22 protein-coding genes are annotated in these 21,415 nt (G+C 45.9%); 19 read left to right on the forward strand and 3 right to left on the reverse strand.

The window, feature by feature from the left end; all coding sequences use genetic code 11:
• Positions 1-21: 21 nt before the first annotated feature.
• Positions 22-468 (forward strand): hypothetical protein, encoded by a 447-nt coding sequence (locus tag AB6805_RS09840; protein WP_370909261.1) that lies wholly within the window; start codon positions 22-24, stop codon positions 466-468.
• Between the two features lie 72 nt (positions 469-540).
• Complete coding sequence (locus tag AB6805_RS09845; protein WP_370909262.1) at positions 541-1,782, forward strand: anthranilate synthase component I family protein; 1,242 nt, start codon at positions 541-543, stop codon at positions 1,780-1,782.
• Here AB6805_RS09845 and AB6805_RS09850 read toward each other — a convergent pair.
• Positions 1,772-2,686, reverse strand: a complete 915-nt coding sequence (locus AB6805_RS09850) for a TIGR01777 family oxidoreductase (RefSeq protein ID WP_370909263.1) — start codon at positions 2,684-2,686, stop codon at positions 1,772-1,774. The two genes, AB6805_RS09845 and AB6805_RS09850, sit on opposite strands and share 11 nt — an antisense overlap.
• A gap of 196 nt (positions 2,687-2,882) precedes the next feature.
• On the opposite strand from AB6805_RS09850, the gene AB6805_RS09855 reads away from it, so the two are divergent.
• From AB6805_RS09855 to AB6805_RS09875, 5 genes are all read left to right on the forward strand, one after another.
• The gene (locus AB6805_RS09855) at positions 2,883-4,403 is read left to right on the forward strand and encodes a hypothetical protein (RefSeq protein ID WP_370909264.1); all 1,521 of its coding nucleotides are present in this window, start codon (positions 2,883-2,885) and stop codon (positions 4,401-4,403) included.
• Between the two features lie 15 nt (positions 4,404-4,418).
• A complete protein-coding gene (locus AB6805_RS09860; RefSeq protein WP_370909265.1) occupies positions 4,419-5,396 on the forward strand; it encodes a hypothetical protein in 978 nt (325 codons plus the stop codon).
• A gap of 188 nt (positions 5,397-5,584) precedes the next feature.
• Positions 5,585-6,277, forward strand: coding sequence for a phosphoribosylformylglycinamidine synthase subunit PurQ (gene purQ / locus AB6805_RS09865; protein ID WP_089892832.1), 693 nt, complete (start codon positions 5,585-5,587; stop codon positions 6,275-6,277).
• A gap of 37 nt (positions 6,278-6,314) precedes the next feature.
• Positions 6,315-6,770, forward strand: coding sequence for a protein-disulfide reductase DsbD domain-containing protein (locus AB6805_RS09870; protein WP_370909266.1), 456 nt, complete (start codon positions 6,315-6,317; stop codon positions 6,768-6,770).
• Between the two features lie 101 nt (positions 6,771-6,871).
• The gene (locus AB6805_RS09875; RefSeq protein WP_370909267.1) at positions 6,872-8,869 is read left to right on the forward strand and encodes a protein-disulfide reductase DsbD family protein; all 1,998 of its coding nucleotides are present in this window, start codon (positions 6,872-6,874) and stop codon (positions 8,867-8,869) included.
• 77 nt (positions 8,870-8,946) lie between these two features.
• Here AB6805_RS09875 and hisS read toward each other — a convergent pair whose 3' ends face one another.
• Both hisS and AB6805_RS09885 read right to left on the reverse strand, forming a co-directional pair.
• Complete coding sequence (gene hisS / locus AB6805_RS09880; RefSeq protein ID WP_370909268.1) at positions 8,947-10,296, reverse strand: histidine--tRNA ligase; 1,350 nt, start codon at positions 10,294-10,296, stop codon at positions 8,947-8,949.
• A gap of 21 nt (positions 10,297-10,317) precedes the next feature.
• Positions 10,318-10,755, reverse strand: coding sequence for a low molecular weight protein-tyrosine-phosphatase (locus AB6805_RS09885; RefSeq protein ID WP_370909269.1), 438 nt, complete (start codon positions 10,753-10,755; stop codon positions 10,318-10,320).
• 312 nt (positions 10,756-11,067) lie between these two features.
• On the opposite strand from AB6805_RS09885, the gene AB6805_RS09890 reads away from it, so the two are divergent.
• From AB6805_RS09890 to nuoH, 12 genes are all read left to right on the forward strand, one after another.
• Positions 11,068-11,310: a hypothetical protein gene (locus AB6805_RS09890; RefSeq protein ID WP_370909270.1), complete on the forward strand. Its 243-nt coding sequence runs from the start codon at positions 11,068-11,070 to the stop codon at positions 11,308-11,310.
• Positions 11,311-11,321: 11 nt separating this feature from the next.
• Complete coding sequence (locus tag AB6805_RS09895; protein WP_370909271.1) at positions 11,322-12,236, forward strand: substrate-binding domain-containing protein; 915 nt, start codon at positions 11,322-11,324, stop codon at positions 12,234-12,236.
• A gap of 36 nt (positions 12,237-12,272) precedes the next feature.
• The gene (locus AB6805_RS09900; RefSeq protein ID WP_370909272.1) at positions 12,273-14,024 is read left to right on the forward strand and encodes a hypothetical protein; all 1,752 of its coding nucleotides are present in this window, start codon (positions 12,273-12,275) and stop codon (positions 14,022-14,024) included.
• A gap of 65 nt (positions 14,025-14,089) precedes the next feature.
• Complete coding sequence (locus AB6805_RS09905; protein ID WP_325640829.1) at positions 14,090-14,581, forward strand: NADH-quinone oxidoreductase subunit A; 492 nt, start codon at positions 14,090-14,092, stop codon at positions 14,579-14,581.
• Between the two features lie 22 nt (positions 14,582-14,603).
• Positions 14,604-15,167 carry an NADH-quinone oxidoreductase subunit B gene (locus AB6805_RS09910; RefSeq protein WP_142683785.1) on the forward strand — a complete coding sequence of 188 codons (564 nt, stop codon included), beginning with the start codon at positions 14,604-14,606 and terminating at the stop codon, positions 15,165-15,167.
• 45 nt (positions 15,168-15,212) lie between these two features.
• A complete protein-coding gene (locus tag AB6805_RS09915) occupies positions 15,213-15,728 on the forward strand; it encodes an NADH-quinone oxidoreductase subunit C (RefSeq protein WP_079469430.1) in 516 nt (171 codons plus the stop codon).
• A 12-nt stretch (positions 15,729-15,740) separates the two neighbouring features.
• Positions 15,741-16,961: an NADH-quinone oxidoreductase subunit D gene (locus AB6805_RS09920; protein WP_370909273.1), complete on the forward strand. Its 1,221-nt coding sequence runs from the start codon at positions 15,741-15,743 to the stop codon at positions 16,959-16,961.
• A gap of 42 nt (positions 16,962-17,003) precedes the next feature.
• Positions 17,004-17,507: an NAD(P)H-dependent oxidoreductase subunit E gene (gene nuoE, locus AB6805_RS09925; protein ID WP_079469428.1), complete on the forward strand. Its 504-nt coding sequence runs from the start codon at positions 17,004-17,006 to the stop codon at positions 17,505-17,507.
• The gene (locus AB6805_RS09930; RefSeq protein WP_370909274.1) at positions 17,507-17,719 is read left to right on the forward strand and encodes a hypothetical protein; all 213 of its coding nucleotides are present in this window, start codon (positions 17,507-17,509) and stop codon (positions 17,717-17,719) included. Before nuoE ends, AB6805_RS09930 begins: the two co-directional genes overlap by 1 nt.
• A gap of 64 nt (positions 17,720-17,783) precedes the next feature.
• Positions 17,784-19,148, forward strand: a complete 1,365-nt coding sequence (gene nuoF, locus AB6805_RS09935) for an NADH-quinone oxidoreductase subunit NuoF (RefSeq protein ID WP_370909275.1) — start codon at positions 17,784-17,786, stop codon at positions 19,146-19,148.
• Between the two features lie 76 nt (positions 19,149-19,224).
• Positions 19,225-20,313 (forward strand): 2Fe-2S iron-sulfur cluster-binding protein, encoded by a 1,089-nt coding sequence (locus tag AB6805_RS09940; protein ID WP_370909276.1) that lies wholly within the window; start codon positions 19,225-19,227, stop codon positions 20,311-20,313.
• Positions 20,314-20,334: 21 nt separating this feature from the next.
• Positions 20,335-21,378 carry an NADH-quinone oxidoreductase subunit NuoH gene (gene nuoH / locus AB6805_RS09945; protein ID WP_370909277.1) on the forward strand — a complete coding sequence of 348 codons (1,044 nt, stop codon included), beginning with the start codon at positions 20,335-20,337 and terminating at the stop codon, positions 21,376-21,378.
• Positions 21,379-21,415 lie beyond the last annotated feature (37 nt).

Consider the following 21,415-nt stretch of genomic DNA (forward strand, 5'->3'; position numbering starts at 1 on the left):
AAAGAAATAAGGTAACCTATTATGAAATCAAAATCTGATAAAGAGAAAGAGACCAAAAAAACTACTTCTCCTAAGACTGCAAAAGAAGCTCCCAAAGCTGCGGCCAAGCCTAAGAAAGAGGTGGATGATGATGATGATGATGAGGATGATGAAGATGTGAAACCTTCCAAATCTGCCTCAAAGAAATCAGATAAGTCTGCATCCAAATCAAAACGTAAAGATGATGATGAGGAAGAAGACGACGCAGATGAGGAGGATGATGTAGATGATGCGTGGGAGAAAGGAGAAGATGATGATTATGATCCTGATTTTGAGGAGTTTGACATGCCTAAGTCGAAAGGTAAACGCGGCCGTCCCAGCACTGGCAGCAAAAAAGCCGATGACGACGACGATCTGGGTATCGATGATGAATTCAAAGACATGGATCTGTTCAACGATCGTTTTGATGATGACGATGATGATTTTTAAGCACTAAACACGATTGTTATCAGGATATTTCACACTTTTCCGGTTGATAATCAGAAAATATTTAAGCAACAAATGTTGGATTGGGGAAACCAGTTCAACATTTGTTGTTTTTTAGACAATAATAATTACGATTCTCCCTGGCATCAATATGAAGCCATACTCGCTGCAGATGCACTGCATACCCTCGAAGTAAACGCCGGCAACGCATTCCCCGCTTTACAGCAATTCCATCAAACACACGCCGGCTGGCTCTTCGGGCACCTCGCCTATGATCTCAAAAACGAAACGGCAGGTCTGCATTCACACCACTACGATGGTATCGGTTTTCCCGATATGCACTTTTTTGTACCCCGCATCATTATACAACTGCAAAAAGACCAGGTGCATATCGGTGGAGAAGCCTTTACCAGGGAAGACGCGCAGGAGATCCTTACAGCCGTTTTGCGCACGCCGCCGGATACAACACCCGTAGTTACTTCCCCGGTGCAGCCGCTGCAAAGCCGCCTGGATCACCAACGCTATATTGCTGCAGTGAAAAGCCTGCAACAACACATCCTGCAGGGCGATTGTTATGAAGTTAATTTCTGCCGCGAAAACTTCATGGAAAATATCAGCATACATCCACCGGCTTTATTTACCCGGCTCAATGGGTTGTCGCCATCGCCTTTTGCCGCATATTACCGCCTGCATCACCGTTACCTCGCCTGTTCCAGCCCCGAACGGTTTGTGCAAAAGAAAGGCAACACCGTTATCTCCCAGCCGATTAAAGGCACCAGCCGGAAAGATGCGGACCCGGTAACAGACCGCCAGCTGCAACAGGACCTGCTGAACAGCGCGAAAGAACGCGCAGAAAATGTAATGGTGGTAGATCTTGTTCGCAACGATTTATCCCATACTGCCTTGCAGGGCACCGTGGAAGTAACAGAGCTTTTTGGCATCTATTCCTTTGCCCATGTGCATCACATGATTTCTACCGTCTCCGCACAATTATCTTCTGAAACGCCCTTCACGGAAGTATTGCGGAATGCTTTCCCGATGGGATCCATGACAGGCGCGCCAAAATTAAGGGTGATGCAACTGATTGAACAATATGAGCAAACCCGCCGGGGGCTTTACTCCGGAGCCGTAGGATATATTACGCCGGCAGGTGATTTCGACTTTAATGTGGTGATCCGCAGCATACTGTATAACGCAGATAACCGTTACCTCTCTTTTCAGACCGGGTCTGCCATCACTTTTTACAGTGATCCGGAAAAAGAATGGGAAGAGTGCTTACTGAAAGCTGCTGCTATGGAGAAAACCGTTATCGGCTAAACAGCTGCTCCATTGCATCATTAATGGTAGGATAAGAATACTGGAAACCGGTTCGTTGTATTTTGTCGGCAGACGCTTTCACGCTTTTCAATACTTCCACACTCATTTCCCCCAATGCCAGTTTCAGGGCAAAAGAAGGTACATAGGTAGTCATAAAGCTGCGTCCTTTGGCCATCCGGGCCATACTGAGTATCAGTTCACGGTTGGTAACAGGATTGGGCGCCACTGCATTGTAAACACCTTCCAGCCGGTCGTTCACAATAGCATTGAAGTACAACCGTACAATGTCGTGAATATGTATCCAGGGAACAAATTGTTCGCCTGATCCAAGCACGGTGGCAAATCCAAACCGCAACGGTTTGTAGAATTCCTTTAAAGCGCCGCCATCGGGGCTGAGCACAATGCCGGTCCGGAAAATCACCAGCTTTTTATCAAGTGTAGTTACTTTGGAAATGCTTTGTTCCCAGGCATGGGTGGTGGTGGCCAGGTAGTCGGTAGCAGGAGGGTCTGTTTCGGTGAAAATATGGTCTGTAAAGTCGCCATAGTAGCCCGTTGCCGAAGCGCTGATCACCTTCTTAACCTTGTTGGGGAAGTTTTTAAGCGCGGTGAAAATTAATTCACTGCTTTGGGTACGGCTGTCAATGATTTCCTGTTTACGCGCTGCTGTCCAACGTTTCTCTCCCACGTTGGCGCCTGCCAGGTGTACGATATAATCCGCCTGTTGAATAACTTCTTTATCTATGGCTTGGGATTCCACGTTCCAGTGGGCATATGTTACATTCGTGTTGCTGCGTTTATCAGGACGCCTGCTGAGAATAATCACCTTATAGCCGCGCTCCAGCAGCAGCCGGGTTAATGCCGTCCCTATAAGTCCTGTTCCACCGGTTATAATAACGGTTTCCATCCAATAATAGCTGCTTTTTAAAAATAATTTATTAAAAATACACAATAAATCGGGCCTTTTGGAATTTATGTAAAAGCAGGACTTACCGGCTTTAAATTGACAAGTTAATTTCTGAATTTTAATGTAAGTTTGAAAATGGCACATGCAAATGGGCCATCTGCATTATCACAAAAATATCTGAAATCTATATAACCGCATGCATACGCTATACCGCCTACAGTTATTATTGTTGCTGCTTTTCGCCGGCACAGCAGCAACGGCACAGAAAATAACCTATTCTGAACCGGAGAAGGACGACTATAAAAGCACCGAGTTTGAGATTATTGGCAAGGTAGCAGGGAATATACTGGTGTATAAAACAGACCGCGGCGACTATGTGGTGTCTGTATATGACAATGCGATGCAGCTGAAAGAAAGGGTTAAACTGGACTTCCTGCCCCGTAAGGTGATCAGTATGGATTTTGTGGCCTATCCGGATAAGGTGCTGATGATCTACCAGTTCCAGCGCAAGGATGCGGTGTACAGTTTCTGCGCCACCATGTCGCCGGAAGCTAAATTTGCAGATGCACCCATCCTGATCGATTCCACCCGCATCGGTATCTATTCCAAAGAGAACAAAGTATATTCTGTTGAGGTATCGGAAGATAAAAACCGCATCATGGTGTATAAGATCAACCAGGATAACGAAAACAACAACGTATTCTATACCTTCCTGTACGACAGTGCCATGAGCCTGGTGAACAACAGCCGTTTATCCATGCCCATGCAAAAGAAGCAGTTCCTCAGCAACTTTAATCTTACCAATACCGGCGACCTGCTTTTTAATAAGCTGGAACGCACGTCCAACCGCGACTATGTGGTGAGCGGCAGCATGGTAGTGAAACGTTCGCTGGTCGACAGCTTTGAAACCTCTGTAATGGCCTTCAAAGCGCAGCTGCTGGATGAAGTGAAAATGAAGCTTGATAATAATAAGCAAACGGCCCTGGTCACCGCTTTTTATTATAAACAGAAAAGGGGAAATGTAGATGGCTTGTATCTGTACAAGTACGACTACGCCAATCATAAAACGGTGTACGAGAAATCGCAGGTATTTCCCGACGACCTGAAGATGAATGCCCGCGGCGAATCCAGCACCGCCGCCGCTTTTAACGACTACTTCATCCGTAAGATCATCAATACCAGTAACGGTGGATTCCTCCTTACGGCAGAATCTTTCTCCACTTCTTCCCGCTACCAGCCCTGGAACCGGTGGAATTATATGTACGGTAGTCCTTACGGCGGCATGTACGCCCCCTATTACTACTCGCCTTACTCTTCCATGTACTACAATCCCTACTACTGGAATAATTCACAGGGATTGCGTTATCATTATGATAACGTAGCGGTATTGTCTTTCGACGATGAGGGCAATATGCAGTGGAATAATTTTGTTCATAAGAGCCAGTATGACGATAACGCCGACCTGTACCTGTCTTACCTGATGGTAAACGTGGGCAGCGAATTACGTTTTCTGTATAATGAACTGGACAGAAGGAATTATATGTTGACAGATGTAAGTCTGGCCCCGGGAGGTAAAGTGAACCGCATGCCTACGCTGCGTAACCTGGATAAGGGTTTCACCTGGATGCCCCGGTATGGCAAACAAATCAGTGGCCGTACGGTAGTGATACCATGCATTTACAGGAATTATATTTGCTTTGCTAAAATTGACTTTTAATCACACCTTTGCACTGTGATAAGATTTTTCCGCTCAGGCAATCCGCTAACGGTATTGCTGTTGTTAATATACACGCTGGTTGTTAAGTTTTACTATCTGATCCACCCATCTACCTACATGGCAGACGGATCGGAGGGGCTTTTGTATCACCTGCTGGTGAAATGGATGCATACGTTTACCGGCGGCAGTCCGCTGGTGTTTACGTCGATGGCCGTGTTACTGCTGTTTCTGCAATCCCTGCTTTTCACCCGTATCATTAATCATCACCGTTTATTTCCGCGGCCTACTTACCTGCCGGCCATGTGTTACCTGCTGTTCACGTCCATGCTGCAAAGCTGGAACGTATTTTCGCCGGCATTGATCGTAAACCTCATCATGTTGTGGGTATTTACCAGTATAACGGAGCTGTATACACGTACCTCTGCCCGTGATGTGGTGTTTAATATCGGGTTTGCGCTGGGGATAAGCGGGCTCTTTTACTTTCCCTCGGTTATATTCTGTTCTTTGCTGCTGTCCAGCATGCTGATTATGCGGGCTTTCAGGCTGGCAGAATGGATCATTGCCCTGCTGGGCCTGATTTGTCCCTTGTACCTGATGGGTACCTACCTGTTCCTCACCGGTCAGATGACCCTGCTCTGGAAAATCCCGAATATGGGCGCCTCGCTGCCCATGATCACCGACTATAAGGTTTGGGGCGCCATGATCGCCTGTTTGCTCTTTTTCGTGATAGGGTGGCTGCTGTTGCAGCGCCCGCTTAAAAAAATGCTGATACAGGGCCGTAAAATATGGGCGGCACTCATCATATATGTACTGGTAGCCATGATGGTACCATTCTTTAATGTTCACTTTTCAGCAGCCTACTGGGTACTGGCAGTTTTGCCGATTTCCATGTTCGCCGGTAACGTATTCTGGTCGGTTACCAACGACACTTTTGCCAACATTATCCACTTCTTTGCACTGGCATATGTGATTGTTATGCAATATTTCAGCTGATTCTCCCATTTTAAGGGCCTGATTACCAGTAATTTGTTAAATCAGGACAAACGGCAATGGAAAATTGCGAACGGCGAAGTAATTTTGTCCTTTCCCATTAGTTTTGTCATTCGTATAAATGGTGGCAAAAACGTGGGGAAAAACGTTTTTAAAAGCATTATTTACACATAAACACAAAACATTTTCAGATGAAATTTGGCGTTGTCACCTTTCCCGGTTCTAATTGTGATCATGATATGATTGATTCCCTGCGTAATGACCTGGGACAGGAAGTTATAGAACTGTGGCATAAGGATAAAGACCTGAGCGCATTCAGCACAGAAGATTGTATCGTATTACCAGGCGGCTTTTCCTTTGGCGACTACCTGCGTTGCGGCGCTATTGCGAAATTTAGCCCTATGATGCAGAGTGTGATTGAATTTGCCAATAAAGGTGGCCGTGTCATTGGCGTTTGCAACGGTTTCCAGGTATTATGCGAAGCAGGTCTCCTGCCGGGCGTATTATTACAGAACCAGCACCAGCAGTTCATCTGCAAAAATGTATACCTGAAAAGCGAAAATACCACGGCATCCCTTACCAAAGATGTGGCCGGCAGACCATTAATGATCCCGATCGCACACGGAGAAGGCCGTTACTATGCCGACGACGCTACCCTGGATGAGCTGTTTAAGAACAACCAGGTGTTATTCCGTTACTGCGATGAGTTTGGCAACATTATTGAAACTGCTAACCATAACGGCGCCATCCGTAACATAGCAGGCATCTGTAACAAAGCAAGAAATGTTTTTGGGATGATGCCTCACCCGGAAAGGGCTACCAGCCTGGCCCTGGGTAATACAGACGGGCAGCTGATCTTACAAAGTCTGATCAATAACAACTAGATAGATTAAAATCAACCAACCAATTAAAAAGAAAAGCATGAAAAAATTATTAACAGCACTGGCTTTATTCGCCTTGCCCATCCTGGCAAGTGCACAGATAGAGAACCCGGTAAAATGGAGCTTTACAGCGAAGAAGGTGAATGCCACTACCTACGAAGTCCACGCTACTGCTACGATCGATGCCGGCTGGCATCTGTACGCACAGGAAGCGGGAGAAGGTCCGGTAGCTACCTCGTTTAAGTTCACCAAAAATCCACTGACAGCCGCTGTAGGTAAGGTGGAAGAAGTAGGTAAACTGCATAAGTCATTCGACAAAAACTTTAACTCAGAACTGAAATTCTACGAAAGCTCTGTAGACTTCGTACAAAAAGTAACGGTAAAAGGTAAAGCCGCTACCAAAGTAAAAGGATCTGTGGAGTACATGGTTTGTGATGACCATCAGTGCCTGCCACCGAAAGAAGTGGAATTTGCAGTAAGTGTTGGAGGAAAATAAATTGAATCCGGTAACTGATAACAATACTTGCAAAACGAGTTCCTCAAAGGAACTCGTTTCTTGTTTTCTCAGATTTATATTATTTAAAGCCTATTGACTATATGAAGCATTTGCTTTCATTTCTAATACCTGTCTTTGCCCTGTTCGCACTTAGTGCAAACGCGCAGGACGCAAGCCCGAAGCCTGTTAAATGGCAGTTTTCTGCAGAAAAGAAAACTGACCAGGAATATGTGCTGCATCTGAAGGGCACTGTAGGAAAAGGCTGGTTGCTTTTTTCCACCACCATGGGAAACGATGATCCTAATACCAGGGTAGTACTGGATAGCAGCGTAAAAGCCACTATTACAGGTATCACAGAGAATGGTAAACTGGAAAACCGCAAAGAACCATTATTTGATAATCTGGAAATCAAATATTTTGAAAATGAGGTAGAACTGGTGGCGGCGGTAAAATTCGATGGACCCGTTCCTGCCAACATCAAAGGCAGTGTTAATTATATGGCACTGAAAGGAGAAGAGGTAGCCGGGCCGGAAGAAGAAGCTTTTAAGTTCAATAAAGATGCTTCAGGTAATCTGATAAATGTAGCTGCCGGCTTGCAGGAATCTGCGGATAATGCGCAAACATTAAAGCGCACGGCTATCGATTTACAGCATCCAGTAAAAGATTGCGGTGGCACGGGCCAGGAAGGCAGTGCCAAAAAGAGCCTCTGGGGGTTATTTATTCTTGGTATGTTAGGAGGTTTCATCGCGTTGTTTACACCATGTGTATTCCCGATGATCCCATTAACTGTATCGTTTTTTACAAAGCAATCAAAGGACAGGAAAAAAGGGGTGATGAATGCCATCATATATGGCTTTTTCATTTTCCTGATATATGTACTTCTCAGCTTGCCATTCCACTTCCTGGATTCATTGAATCCGGAAATATTGAATAATATTTCCACCAACATTTGGCTAAATCTTACTTTTTTCGTCATTTTCATTGTATTTGCTATCTCATTCTTCGGCTATTTTGAAATCCAGATGCCAAGTAGCCTGGCTAATAAAGTAGATGCCAAAAGCAGTGTGGGAGGTCTTGTTGGAATTTTCTTCATGGCATTAACGTTGGCGCTTGTGTCTTTCTCATGTACCGGCCCTATCCTGGGATCTTTACTGGCGGGCTCTTTATCGACAGATGGTGGCGCTATTCAGTTGTCGGTAGGTATGGCTGGATTTGGATTTGCACTTGCGTTACCTTTTGCGCTCTTTGCGCTGTTTCCGGGGTGGCTTAATTCATTGCCCAAATCTGGCGGATGGCTTACTTCTGTAAAAGTGGTATTAGGTTTTCTGGAATTGGCGATGGCCATTAAATTCCTGTCGAATGCGGATCTGGTTAAGCATTGGGGACTTCTGAAACGCGAAGTATTCTTTGCTATCTGGATCATTATCGGATTTTGTATTGTGTTGTATCTGTTTGGTAAAATTCGTTTCCCACACGATTCTCCGATTAAGAAACTTAGCAAAGGCAGAATCGCTCTCGCCTTGATTTTCCTGGCATTTACAGTTTACCTGTTGCCGGGAGTGACCAATACTAAATATGCGAACCGTTCACTCATTAGTGGATTTCCCCCACCGTTGAATTACAGCATTTATGGAGAAGATGCGGCCAAAGGAGTGGAAGCCAATGTAGTAAACGATTACGAGAAAGCACTCAAACTGGCTAAAGAGCAAAACAAACCCCTGTTGCTTGACTTCACGGGTTGGGCATGCGTTAACTGTCGTAAAATGGAGGAGAACGTTTGGCCTAAAGACGAAGTAAAAGTGTTGATAGAGAAAGATTACATTTTGGTTTCTCTTTACGTGGATGACAGGAAGTTATTGCCCGAAGATCAGCAATTCCTGTTTACTACCAGCAATGGGTTTAAAAAGGAAATTAAAACAATAGGAGACAAGTTTGCCACTATGCAAACAGAAAACTTCTCCAATAACTCCCAGCCATTTTATGTATTAATTAGTCCTGATGAAAAGTTGCTGACACATCCTGTTGGTTACACACCGGACCCAAAAGCATACGCAGACTGGCTGAAATGTGGTTTGGATGCGTTTAAAGGCGCTAAATAGTTAGTTTCTTCTGATAAACAAAGAGGGCTGCGCAATTGAATGTGCAGCCCTCTTTGTTTATTTTGAAACGAGTTTATTCAAAATGCGTAGCTGATCAATTCCGCCCCGCTGATCTTCTCCTGTTGGCCCGTGGTAAGGTTTTTCACGCTTACCAGGTTTTCCTGCAGTTCAGATTCTCCGAGGATAATTACATAAGGGATCGCTCTTTTATCTGCATACTTCATTTGTTTATCCATCTTCGCTGGTTCATGGAATAATTCCGCGGCAACGCCCTGTTGACGTAACTGCATCATATAGCTGAAAGCTGCGCGGGAACTGGCTTCTCCCAGGTTGAGGAATAATACTTTGGTAGATTGCTGCGCCGTTTGCGGGAATAATTTCAGTTCTTCCAGCACATCGTAAATACGGTCAACGCCAAAGGAGATTCCCACGCCGGAAATACCTGGCAGGCCAAAGAGGCCGGTGAGGTCATCATATCTTCCGCCGCCGCCAATACTGCCCATTTTCACGGTAGCCGGGGCTTTTACTTCTACGATTAGTCCGGTGTAGTAGTTAAGTCCACGTGCAAGCGTTACATCAATGATGGGAGTGGTGTTAAAGGTCGCATAGCCGGAGTTGAGCACAAACGACAGTTCTTCAATACCTTTTAACGCGGTGGAAGAAGATTGCAGAAGTTCTTTCAGTTGTGCCAGTTTCTCTTCGCTGCTCCCGTCAATCGCCAGGAACTTTTCGATGGTATCAATATCGGCAGTGGTTAAACCTCGTTCCTGTAATTCTTTTCTTACGCCGTCTGCACCAATTTTATCCAATTTATCTATGGAGATGGTAATATCGGTGAGTAATTCCGTTTTACCGATCACTTCAGCGAGGCCGAATAATATTTTGCGGTTGTTGATGCGTAATTCATAACCCTGCAAGCCAAGTTTTGTAAGCACGGTATCATATATCAGCAGCAATTCTACTTCATTAAGTAAGGAATTGCTGCCCACCACGTCGGCGTCACATTGGTAAAACTCTCGGTAGCGGCCTTTCTGCGGTCTGTCTGCGCGCCATACGGGTTGCATCTGGTAGCGTTTAAAGGGAAGGGCCAGTTCGTGTTGGTTCATTACCACGTAGCGTGCGAATGGAATGGTGAGGTCGTAGCGCAATGCTTTTTCAGTAATGGCGGAAACGAGTTCCTTATTATCTTTAGCCTGATGGGCTTCGTTATAGATCTCTCCGTTGTTCAGTACCTTGAACATCAGTTTATCTCCTTCCTCTCCGTACTTGCCGGTGAGGGTGGATAAATTCTCCATCGCGGGTGTTTCCAGCGGCTGGAAACCAAATACCTCAAAGGTTTCGCGAATGGTCTGGAAAATATAATTACGTTTTCTCACTACCACCGGGCCAAAATCACGGGTGCCTTTAGGAATTCCGGGCTTTATCATCTCTGAAAAATATTAAAAGTTTTATGGTTGCTGGTCTGCGATGTTTTCACAGGCCTGATAGATCATTTTATAAACAGGTGCAAACAGGGCATCGTCAAACCAGGGGTCAGGTACGTCCTGCTGATCCGGCAGCAGGAAGGCTACTTTTGCTTTATCCGAGTCGTTCCGGGCTTTGCGCAGCACATCGGCATAATTATTCCTGTCCATTACATAGATGCGGTCAAAGGCATCAAAATCGGCGGTCTGGAACTGCCTGCCCCGTAATCCGGTGATATCAACACCATTTTTCCGGGCTTCCTTTATGGAGCGGTGATCCGGCGAGTGGCCCACGTGCCAGTTGCCGGTACCGGCAGAATCAATTTCCCAGTCCAGTCCCCTTATTGCTGCCAGGTGCCTCATAATCCCTTCTGCAAGGGGGGAGCGGCAAATATTACCCAGGCAAACCATCAATATCTTCATGCGGATGAATATTTGAATATCAGGCCGCAAACCTACAAGATATTATGGAAATGTGGGTGTATTTGCATCTTTTAACAGGAATCAGCAGAAAAAAACGGGGATTTATGAGTTACAAAGAAGTATTTGCCGCAAATTGTAATAGTCAGTAAATGATCATATTGTAAATCAAAAAATAACAACATGTTGAAAAAATGCCTCAAATTGCGGCTGGACAAGCAAAAGGGTGCGGTTTTAAGTCAGTTTTTTAACATTCCTCTAAAATTCTCTATGCCCGATTAAAAAATTATTTTTTGTATAATTGTAATTCGCAACATGGAAACACACGAAGAACAAACAAGCAGACGGCAGGAAAACAGGTATCGGCCAATGGGTGAGCTGATCAGGGGAATATTTTTTATCCTCTTTGGTTTGTTCGCAATCTTTGCGGAGAAACTGGGATTCGGGGAATTCAGAATATCGCCACAGATGATGAGTATTGTTGGTGCGGTTTTAATAGTTTACGGCCTCTTTAGGGTTTATAATGGAGTGAGAAAACTTTTTTTTAACAGGAACTAAAGAGGTGTGATATGTTTTTCAGTTTAGAAAGAATGAATGCTGTATATTTAGCAGCTATTACATTGATGATGGCCGCTTGCGGACAGAATCCAAATGCGAAAAAATTAGATACAGCTACAGAAGGCACCATCCATATAAGTGTGGATGAGACATATAAGCCGCTGATTGATTCGGAAATAAAAGTTTTTCAATCGCTGTATCCAAAAGCTCATATCATCCCTACCTATAAACCGGAGGCTGATTGCTTTAAAGATCTTTTAAATGATAGTGCCCGCCTGGTAATCGTTACCCGCGATTTCAACCAGCAGGAACGCGATTACTTCAAGCAAATCAAAATTACGCCTAACAGCCTTTTACTTGCCTGGGACGCGCTTGCGCTGGTGGTAAATAAGGAGAATCCTGATTCTGTGTTAAATATGAATCAGGTACGTGAGATTATGGACGGCACCAATAAAGACAGGAAGTGGCAACTGGTGTTTGACAATGCCAACTCAAGCACCGTGCGGTATATCATGGATTCCATCAATAAGGGTAAACCTCTGCCAACCAATACAATGGCTGCGAAAACCAACCCGGAAGTGGTGGACTATGTGACAAAAAACAAAGACGCGATTGGTGTTATAGGTGTTAGCTGGATCTCTGATCCGAACGATTCATTGTCTATGGCTTTTACACGTGAGGTATCTGTAGTTAGACTAAGAGCAGACAATGGTTCAGAATTTGTTAAGCCATACCAGGCCTATATTGGTATTGGCACCTATCCGTTAAAACGCGGCTTCTTCTATTGCCTGAAAGAACCATATCATGGACTTGGCAGTGGATTTGCAACCTTTCTCGGTAGTTATGAGGGACAGCTGGTAATGAAGCAGTTCCGTTTATTCCCGGCGAGATTGAATGTAGTATTCAGGGAAGCCAACCTTAAGTAGAAGAAAAACACAACTAAAACTAAAAAACCAGATTGCATGAACAAACGGAAAAGTTTAATCGTAGCATTGCTTTGCGCCGCCTCAAGCGGTGTGATGGCCCAATCTGTGGAGGACGGACTGAAAGACCTGTATTACGGTAAGTACCTGTCTGCCAAGCAGAATTTAGAGAAAGTGATCGCAGCAAAGCCTACGGAAGACAAAGCGTATTATTACCTCGGTATAGCCCAACTCGGAATGGAGGATGCTGCAGGTGCTGCTGCTACCTTCCAGAAAGGATTACAGGCAGTACCCACATCTGCTTTACTGCAGGCTGGTATGGGCCGTATTGATCTGATCAATGGTAACGCCGCCGCCGCAAAACAGAAATTTGAAGCCGCCAGCGCTGCCACACAGGGCCGCGATGGAGATGTTGCCCGCGCTATTGCCGATGCCAACACAGAAGTGAAAGGTGGCGACCGCCCTTATGCCCTCACTGTAATGGAAAAACTCCTGAACAACGAAGGCCGTAAGAAAAAAGAACAATATACTCCCGTTGCAGCCGATTATATTGAGCTGGGAGATGCTTACCGCTTCCTCGGTGGTGAAAACGGCGGTAAAGCCATCACCACTTACGAAAAAGCACTGGAACTCGATCCAAACAACGCTGAAGCAGTAATGAAACAGGGTTTGGTGAACTACAACGCCAGGCTGAAAGCAGAAGCAGTAGCAGATTATACCAAAGCCACCAACATGGATCCGAAATATGGTCCGGCCTTATATGAACTGTTCCTGTTCTACACCACACCTAAAAAAGATCAGCTTTCCTGGGAAAATGCAGCGCAATACCTGGAAAAATATATGGCAGTAGCCGATCCTGCAGATAAAACCAAGAATGAACTGCTGTCAGCTTCTATTTCTTTCTTCAAGAAAGATTATGACGCTGCTATCAGTAAAGGTCAGGCAGCATTGCCAAATGCCACCGACGCCTATAAGAACCAGTTGGTACTGCTGATTGGGGACTCTTACCTCCAGAAAGGTGATTCCCTGAACGCGCAGAAAACAATGGATACTTACGTGCAGCAGGTGGGAGAAAGCAAACTGGATTCTGCGGATTACAAACTGTTGTCAGCCATCTACATGAAGCTGAAATCTTCTGATTCCGCTACCCAGAACCAATACAATACAAAGGCCCTGGCTTACCTGGAAAAATATGCAGGTTCTATCACTACTAAAGATCCGGAAACCTTTATCCAGATCGCAGAGCAGCTGAAAGGAGCCCGTAACTACACTGCTGCGGCAGAATGGTATGCAAAAGCGAACGAATTATCTCTCGCTAATAAAGAGCAACTGCAGGCGATCGATTACTTCAACGTAGGTATCAACTACTACTACGGTGCCGTAAATGTTAAGCCTTTCGATACTACTTTGCTGGCTAAAGCCGATTCTGCTTTCCAGAAAGTAATTGAAGCAAAACCTGAGCTGGGTACCGGTTACTACTGGAGAGGCCAGAGCAATTTTGCTAAAGATCCACAGGCCCAGGCCGGTGTAGCAAAACCTTTCTATGATAAATACATAGAAATCTCTGAGGTTGATCCTGCTAAAAACAGGGGTACGCTGATCAACGCTTACACTTATGAGCTGTTATACTACTACTTTAAGGAAGATAAAGCCAATGTAAAAGTATATGCTGATAAACTGACTGCCTTAGATCCGAATAACACCGCTGTTAAACAGATCAACGAAAATATGGCTGCCCGTGAAAAACCAGCCGCCAAACCAGCTGCAAAGCAGGGTCAGAACAAGAAATAGTTATTAATTACATATAATTGCTAAAAACCTCCTGTACCCGCAGGAGGTTTTTTAGTTTCCGGTTGGTGAAAAAAGATAATATTTTAACTCTTAATAGATTTGATAATTGGTCAACTTACAGTATTTTTGCGCATTCGGACAATGTTTTTATCGGGAAGCTTATGTATACAGAAACTGTATTTTTGTCAGCAACGACTACTCCTTTTAGCTATTTCCCTATAGTACTGCAATTAATTGCTGCTTTAGGTTTCGTTGGGATCACGATGTTAGCTACTCACTTTTTAGGTCCTAAACGCAAAACCAGCGACAAGCTTATCAACTTTGAAAGTGGTATCGAGCAAAAGGGTAACGCCCGCCAGCCGGTAGCCATCAAATACTTTCTGACCGCTATTCTTTTCGTGTTATTTGATGTAGAAGTAATTTTTTTCTACCCTTATGCGGTTAATTTCAGGGAATTGGGATGGGAAGGCTTTACAGCCGTGCTGATGTTTGTGGGCTTCTTTTTGTGTGGATTTATCTATATCACAAAGAAGGGTGCTCTGAAATGGGAAGATTAATTAACTCTTTAAATTAAAACCAATGGCTCGTCCGGTTCAATATAATAACAAGGTGAAGATGGTGGAAATCCCCGAGGGATATTCCGGTGAAGGATTTTATGCCACCTCTTTTGACAAGGTAATAGGTTTGGCGCGTAAAAACTCCATCTGGCCTTTACCATTTGCTACCTCCTGCTGTGGAATCGAATTCATGGCTACCATGGCGGCTACATACGATATGGCCCGTTTCGGGGCAGAACGTATGGCCTTTACGCCACGCCAGTGCGATTTACTCATGGTAATGGGTACCATTTCCAAAAAAATGGGACCTATTGTGCGCCAGGTATACCTGCAGATGGCAGAGCCACGCTGGGTAATGGCCGTAGGCGCCTGCGCTTCCAGCGGTGGTATATTTGATACGTACTCTGTATTACAGGGAATCGACCAGGTGATCCCGGTAGATGTATATGTGCCAGGATGCCCTCCCAGACCGGAAGGTATCATCGATGGTTTCATGAAAATACAGGCCCTGGTAGGCCAGGAAAGTCTCCGCCGCCGCAACTCCGACAGGTATAAAGAACTGATGGAGTCTTACGGTATCAAGTAAGGAGAGGGGAATGGTTAATTGTAAATCGTAAATTTCAAATTGTTAATGTCTTTAACAAACGAACGCATACAGCAACGCCTGACGGAGAAGTTTGGAGATGTGCTAACCGGCTTTGAAGAGCCGTTTGGGCTGCTTACCCTCACCGCACAGAAAGATTATAACCTGAAAGTAATGCAATTCCTGTTTGATGATGAGGAATTGCGTTTTCGTTTTTTAACGGATATCACCGCAGTGCATTATCCCGACAGGAAAAACGAAGAACTGGCAGTAGTATATCACCTGCACAACCTGCAGGATAACATCAGGCTCCGTCTGAAAGTATTCACACCCGTAGCCAAACCGGACGTTTTTACAGCTACCCAGTTGTACGCATCGGCCAACTGGATGGAACGCGAAACTTACGACTTCTACGGGATCAACTTTGTAGGACATCCCAACCTGATCCGTGTGCTGAATGTGGACGAAATGACCTATTTCCCCATGAGAAAGGAATTTCCGCTGGAAGACTCCATGCGTATCGATAAAGATGATGAGATGTTTGGAAGGGGAGGAAATCTTTAATACAACGAGGTTATGTTAGATCAGAAACAACATATAAAGCTGCCGGAAGGCTCTATAGAAAAAGATACGACCACGCTCAACCTGGGTCCTACACACCCGGCCACGCATGGCGTATTTCAGAACATTCTGGAAATCGATGGCGAACGCATTGTGAGCGCTGTTTCTACCGTAGGGTATATCCACCGCGCATTTGAAAAGATCGCTGAACGCCGTCCCTATTACCAGATCACGCCACTGACAGACCGTTTAAACTACTGCTCCGCCCCTATTAACAATATGGGCTGGTTGCTGACCGTAGAAAAGCTCCTGGGCATTGAAACGCCTAAAAGAGTGGATTACCTGCGTGTTATCATCATGGAGCTGGCGCGTATTGCAGATCACCTGATCTGTAGCTCCGTAATGGGAGTAGATACCGGCGCATTAACCGGTTTCGTATACGTGATGACCTACCGTGAACTGATATACGAAATATATGAAGAAATCTGCGGTTCCCGTCTGACCACCAACATTGGTCGTATCGGTGGCTTTGAAAGAAATTTCACGCCCGCAGCTTTCGCAAAAATAGAACGCTTCCTGAACGAATATCCTGCTGTACTGAAAGAGTTTGAAACCCTGCTTACCCGTAACCGTATCTTCATGGAACGTACACAGGGCGTAGGTGCTATCACTGCAGAAAGGGCACTCAGCTACGGCTTCACCGGTCCAAACCTGCGCGCAGCAGGCGTGGATTACGATGTACGTGTAGCCAACCCTTACAGCTCTTACCAGGATTTCGACTTCTCCATACCGGTAGGTACTACCGGCGACAGCTACGACCGTTTCCAGGTGCGTAACGCAGAAATGTGGGAAAGTCTCAGTATCATCCGCCAGGCCATGGATAAAGTGAAAAGCCTGCCTGCAGATGTGTTCCACGCAGATGTACCTGCTTATTACCTCCCTGAGAAACAGGATGTTTATACAAAGATGGAAGCGCTCATCTATCACTTTAAAATTGTGATGGGTGAAGCAGACATGCTTCCAGGTGAAGTGTACAACGCAGTGGAAGGCGCCAATGGCGAACTTGGTTTTTACCTGATCAGCGATGGTGGCCGTAGTCCTTACAGGCTGCACTTCCGTCGTCCATGCTTCATTTACTACCAGGCCTACGCGGAGCTGGTGGAAGGCGCCATGTTGAGCGATGCGATTGTTTGTATGAGTAGCCTGAACCTGATCGCAGGTGAACTGGATGCGTAGTTACGCTATTGAATATTTCGAAGATTAAAGCTGAATAAAATAATGGCTGTGGTTCAATTTTCTGAAGAGAAACTGAATAAAGTAAAAGAAATCATTGCACGCTACCCGGAAGGGAAGCAGAAAAGTGCGTTGATACCGGTGTTGCACCTGGCTCAGGAAGCATTTGGTGGATGGCTGAGTGCAGAAACAATGGACTACGTTGCAACTTTACTGCAACTGCAATCAATTGAAGTGTATGAGGTAGCTACTTTCTATAGCATGTTTAACCTGAAACCGGTAGGCACCTATTTATTTGAGGTGTGCCAAACAGGCCCGTGCATGGTAAGTGGTTCTGATCAGATCATTGATTACATTAAAAATAAGCTGGGTATCGGCGTAGGTGAAACTACCGCCGACGGGCTGTTTACCCTTAAAACGGTGGAATGCCTTGGCGCCTGCGGTTATGCTCCCATGATGCAATTGGGTAAACATTACCGGGAGCACCTTACACCGGCTAAAGTAGACGAAATCATCGCAGAATGCAGATCTAAAGCAAACGCCAACTGATGCATCCAAAAAATAACCTGATCACGCGTTTTAAGGAAATGTATCAGCGCCACAAATTACAGGTAGTGGAAGCAATACTGCTGATGGCGTTACTCACCGCATTATGGCGGATCGATAACTGGCTGGTTTCCGTTATTTGTGGCGTAAGTGCCGGGCTGCTGTTTTACAGACTGGCAGAACGCATTTCGCAACACGGCATACGTAAGGCATAAAAGATATACACAAATCTGATAATGGCGCCGGGAATACCGGTAACATTACACCATAAGGAAGACAATGGGACGCAAATTACTGTTAGATAAAGCACATATTGAAGGCATCCGGTACTATGACACCTACCGGAGCAACGGCGGTTATGCTGCAGCTGAAAAAGCGCTGAAAACCCTGGGGCCGGACGGCGTACTGGATGAAGTGAAGAAGAGTGGCCTGAGAGGCCGTGGCGGTGCGGGTTTCCCTACCGGCCTGAAATGGAGTTTCATCGCCAAACCGGAAGGCGTTCCGCGCTACCTGGTTTGCAATGCAGATGAGTCGGAACCAGGTACGTTCAAAGACCGCTACCTGATGGAATTCATCCCCCACCTCCTCATTGAAGGATTACTGATCTCCAGCTTTGCCCTCGGCGCTAACAGTTGCTACATCTACATCCGCGGTGAATACGCCTGGATTCCGGACATCCTGGAACAGGCCATTGCAGAAGCAAAAAATAAAGGCTGGCTGGGTAAAAATATCCAGGGCACCGGCTTCGATCTCGAAATATATGTACAACGCGGCGCAGGCGCCTATATCTGTGGTGAAGAAACTGCCCTGATAGAATCCCTGGAAGGCAAACGCGGTAATCCACGCATCAAACCACCATTCCCGGCGGTAAAAGGATTATGGCAATCGCCAACCGTGGTAAATAACGTGGAAACACTCGCTGCAGTAGTGCCTATCATCAACATCGGCGGCGACGAATATATTAAATTCGGTACCGGCAAATCTACCGGCACCAAACTCATTTCTGCCTGCGGTAATATCAACAAACCCGGCGTTTATGAGATAGAAATGAACATCTCCGTAGAAGAATTCATCTACTCCGACGAATACTGCGGTGGTATCAAAAATAACAAACGCCTGAAAGCCTGTATCCCCGGCGGTTCTTCCGTTCCGGTGTTACCGGCTAACCTGCTGCTGAAAACAGCAAAGGGTGAAACCCGTATGATGACCTACGAAAGCCTGGCCGATGGCGGCTTTGCAACAGGTTCTATGCTGGGTTCCGGCGGATTTATAGTAATGGACGAAGACCAGTGTATTGTGCGCAATACCCTTACCTTTGCCCGCTTCTACCACCACGAAAGCTGCGGTCAGTGCAGCCCTTGCCGTGAAGGCACCGGCTGGATGAAGAAAGTACTGCAGAACATCGAGTATGGTAAAGGCAAAATGAGCGACATCGATTTACTGTGGGATATTCAACGCAAAATTGAAGGGAACACGATCTGCCCGCTTGGCGATGCAGCAGCATGGCCGGTAGCAGCAGCTATCCGCCACTTCCGCGATGAATTTGAATGGCATGTGGCAAATCCTGAAGAATCACAGACCCGTAATTTCGGTCTGGCTCATTACGCAGACCCATTGCCGGCGCCAACACCAGCTGCTGTATAACGGGTATGCATATACTGAAATAAAGAATCAATATATAAAATAAACGTTGCTCCCCGCGAGCACAAAAGATATTAAGATGGCGGAGGAAATAAAATTATTTAAGGTTAAAATCGATAACATCTCTGTGGAGGTGGAACCCGGTACAACCATACTGAATGCGGCCCGGAAGATAGGAGGAGAGGTAGTGCCGCCGGCCATGTGTTACTATTCCAAACTGCAGGGCAGCGGCGGTAAATGCCGTACCTGCCTGGTAAAAGTATCCAAAGGTTCCGATGCCGACCCACGCCCCATGCCTAAACTGGTGGCCAGCTGCCGTACTACCGTAATGGATGGTATGGAAGTAGCCAATATCACCTCCCCGGAAGTACTGGACGCACGTAAAGGAGTAGTGGAATTCCTGTTGCTCAATCACCCGCTGGATTGCCCGGTATGTGATCAGGCCGGGGAATGCCACCTGCAGGATCTGAGCTACGAACACGGCGCCGACAGCACCCGCTACGAATTCAAACGCAGAACTTTTGATAAAGTAGATCTCGGTGATCATATCAAATTGCACATGACGCGCTGCATCCTTTGCTACCGCTGCGTGTATACCGCCGATCAGCTCACCGAAAAACGCGAACATGGCATCCTGGGCCGTGGCGATGCTTCTGAAATCAGCACCTACATCTCCCAGTCGCTCGATAATGACTTCATCGGTAACGTCATCGACGTTTGCCCGGTAGGCGCCTTAACCGATCAAACTTTCCGGTTCAAAAACCGCGTATGGTTCCTGAAACCGGTTGATGCACACCGCAATTGCGAAAATCCAAAATGCTGCGGTAAAACCGTACTGTGGATGCGCGGCGACGAAGTATTCCGCGTAACCGCCCGTAAAGATAAATACGGCGAAGTGGAAGACTTTATCTGCGATGTTTGCCGCTTTGATAAAAAAGAAGCAAAAGACTGGATCATTGAAGGTCCACGCAAAATAGAACGTAACAGCGTTATTTCCCAGGGTCATTACGTGAATACCGTAAAACCTAAAGATCCGCTGGTGGATGTATTGGACGGAAGACAACCCAAACTGTTGTTTAATATTCACTCTGAAAGCCAGGTAAACAGACCGGACATTGATTTATCGAAGATCGACGGCCCGGCTCACTCTGATGATTTTAAGAAGTAACAATCGTAATTACGTGTAAGTATGACCTTATTAAGCATAGATTGGTTTTTTATAATTGAAAAAGTACTCCTGATATCAGGGGTGCTGGTACTTTCATTGGTAGTGGCCATGTATTCTACCTGGGGTGAAAGAAAGGTGGCAGCCTGGATCCAGGACCGTTTAGGTCCAAACCGCGCCGGTTTTATGGGATTGCTGCAACCGCTGGCAGATGGTGGTAAACTCTTTTTCAAAGAAGAAATTATTCCTACCAACGCCAACCGCTTTCTCTTCGTGCTGGGCCCTTCCATCGCGATGTTGGTGGCCTGTATGACCAGTGCCGTGATTCCCTGGGGTGATACCCTGGTAATTGCCGGCCGTCCTGTTTCGCTGCAGATAGCAGATGTGAACATCGGGATCCTTTTCATCTTCGGTGTAGTGAGCATGGGGGTGTATGGTATTATGATTGGCGGCTGGGCTTCCAATAATAAATACTCTTTGCTGGCATCTGTACGTGCCGCTTCGCAGATCATCTCCTACGAACTGCCAATGGGATTGGCCCTGATCGCATTACTGATGCTGACCGGCTCCCTGAGCTTAAAGGATATTGTGGAACAACAGCGTCATGGTTTATGGAACGTAGTATATCAGCCATTAGGCTTTTTCATCTTCCTGGTATGCGCTTTTGCTGAATGTAACCGCGCTCCCTTCGATTTACCGGAAGCAGAAAACGAATTAAACGGTGGTTATCACCTGGAGTATTCTTCCATGAAACTGGGTTTCTTCCTGTTTGCGGAATATATCAACATGTTTATCAGTTCTGCCCTGATTTCTACCATGTACTTCGGCGGGTATGCCTTCCCGTATATGGATCAGCTGGGACTGGATCCGAACATGGTCACCATCCTCGGATTTGTGGCGCTGTTCCTGAAAACACTGTTTTTCATTTTCTTCTTTATGTGGGTGCGCTGGACCGTTCCGAGATTCCGTTACGATCAGCTGATGCGTCTGGGCTGGAAGATCATGATTCCGCTGGCACTGGTAAATATGCTGATCACCGGGGCACTGGTATTGGCACGTCAACATTAATATTATCTGATTAAATACACACCAAACGTGTGGATTA

Source organism: Chitinophaga sp. RCC_12, assembly GCF_041360695.1.
Taxonomy (GTDB): Bacteria; Bacteroidota; Bacteroidia; order Chitinophagales; family Chitinophagaceae; genus Chitinophaga.

Bases quoted from the DNA above. Each gene is read 5' to 3' on its own strand.
- nuoH (WP_370909277.1), top strand. From the start codon at position 20,335: ATGACCTTATTAAGCATAGATTGGTTTTTTATAATTGAAAAAGTACTC.
- AB6805_RS09855 (WP_370909264.1), top strand. From the start codon at position 2,883: ATGCATACGCTATACCGCCTACAGTTATTATTGTTGCTGCTTTTCGCC.
- AB6805_RS09850 (WP_370909263.1), bottom strand. From the start codon at position 2,686: ATGGAAACCGTTATTATAACCGGTGGAACAGGACTTATAGGGACGGCA.
- hisS (WP_370909268.1), bottom strand. From the start codon at position 10,296: ATGATAAAGCCCGGAATTCCTAAAGGCACCCGTGATTTTGGCCCGGTG.
- AB6805_RS09875 (WP_370909267.1), top strand. From the start codon at position 6,872: ATGAAGCATTTGCTTTCATTTCTAATACCTGTCTTTGCCCTGTTCGCA.
- AB6805_RS09910 (WP_142683785.1), top strand. From the start codon at position 14,604: ATGGCTCGTCCGGTTCAATATAATAACAAGGTGAAGATGGTGGAAATC.
- AB6805_RS09895 (WP_370909271.1), top strand. From the start codon at position 11,322: ATGTTTTTCAGTTTAGAAAGAATGAATGCTGTATATTTAGCAGCTATT.
- AB6805_RS09920 (WP_370909273.1), top strand. From the start codon at position 15,741: ATGTTAGATCAGAAACAACATATAAAGCTGCCGGAAGGCTCTATAGAA.
- purQ (WP_089892832.1), top strand. From the start codon at position 5,585: ATGAAATTTGGCGTTGTCACCTTTCCCGGTTCTAATTGTGATCATGAT.
- AB6805_RS09885 (WP_370909269.1), bottom strand. From the start codon at position 10,755: ATGAAGATATTGATGGTTTGCCTGGGTAATATTTGCCGCTCCCCCCTT.
- AB6805_RS09890 (WP_370909270.1), top strand. From the start codon at position 11,068: ATGGAAACACACGAAGAACAAACAAGCAGACGGCAGGAAAACAGGTAT.
- AB6805_RS09870 (WP_370909266.1), top strand. From the start codon at position 6,315: ATGAAAAAATTATTAACAGCACTGGCTTTATTCGCCTTGCCCATCCTG.
- AB6805_RS09900 (WP_370909272.1), top strand. From the start codon at position 12,273: ATGAACAAACGGAAAAGTTTAATCGTAGCATTGCTTTGCGCCGCCTCA.
- nuoE (WP_079469428.1), top strand. From the start codon at position 17,004: ATGGCTGTGGTTCAATTTTCTGAAGAGAAACTGAATAAAGTAAAAGAA.
- AB6805_RS09845 (WP_370909262.1), top strand. From the start codon at position 541: ATGTTGGATTGGGGAAACCAGTTCAACATTTGTTGTTTTTTAGACAAT.
- AB6805_RS09930 (WP_370909274.1), top strand. From the start codon at position 17,507: ATGCATCCAAAAAATAACCTGATCACGCGTTTTAAGGAAATGTATCAG.
- AB6805_RS09940 (WP_370909276.1), top strand. From the start codon at position 19,225: ATGGCGGAGGAAATAAAATTATTTAAGGTTAAAATCGATAACATCTCT.
- nuoF (WP_370909275.1), top strand. From the start codon at position 17,784: ATGGGACGCAAATTACTGTTAGATAAAGCACATATTGAAGGCATCCGG.
- AB6805_RS09840 (WP_370909261.1), top strand. From the start codon at position 22: ATGAAATCAAAATCTGATAAAGAGAAAGAGACCAAAAAAACTACTTCT.
- AB6805_RS09915 (WP_079469430.1), top strand. From the start codon at position 15,213: ATGTCTTTAACAAACGAACGCATACAGCAACGCCTGACGGAGAAGTTT.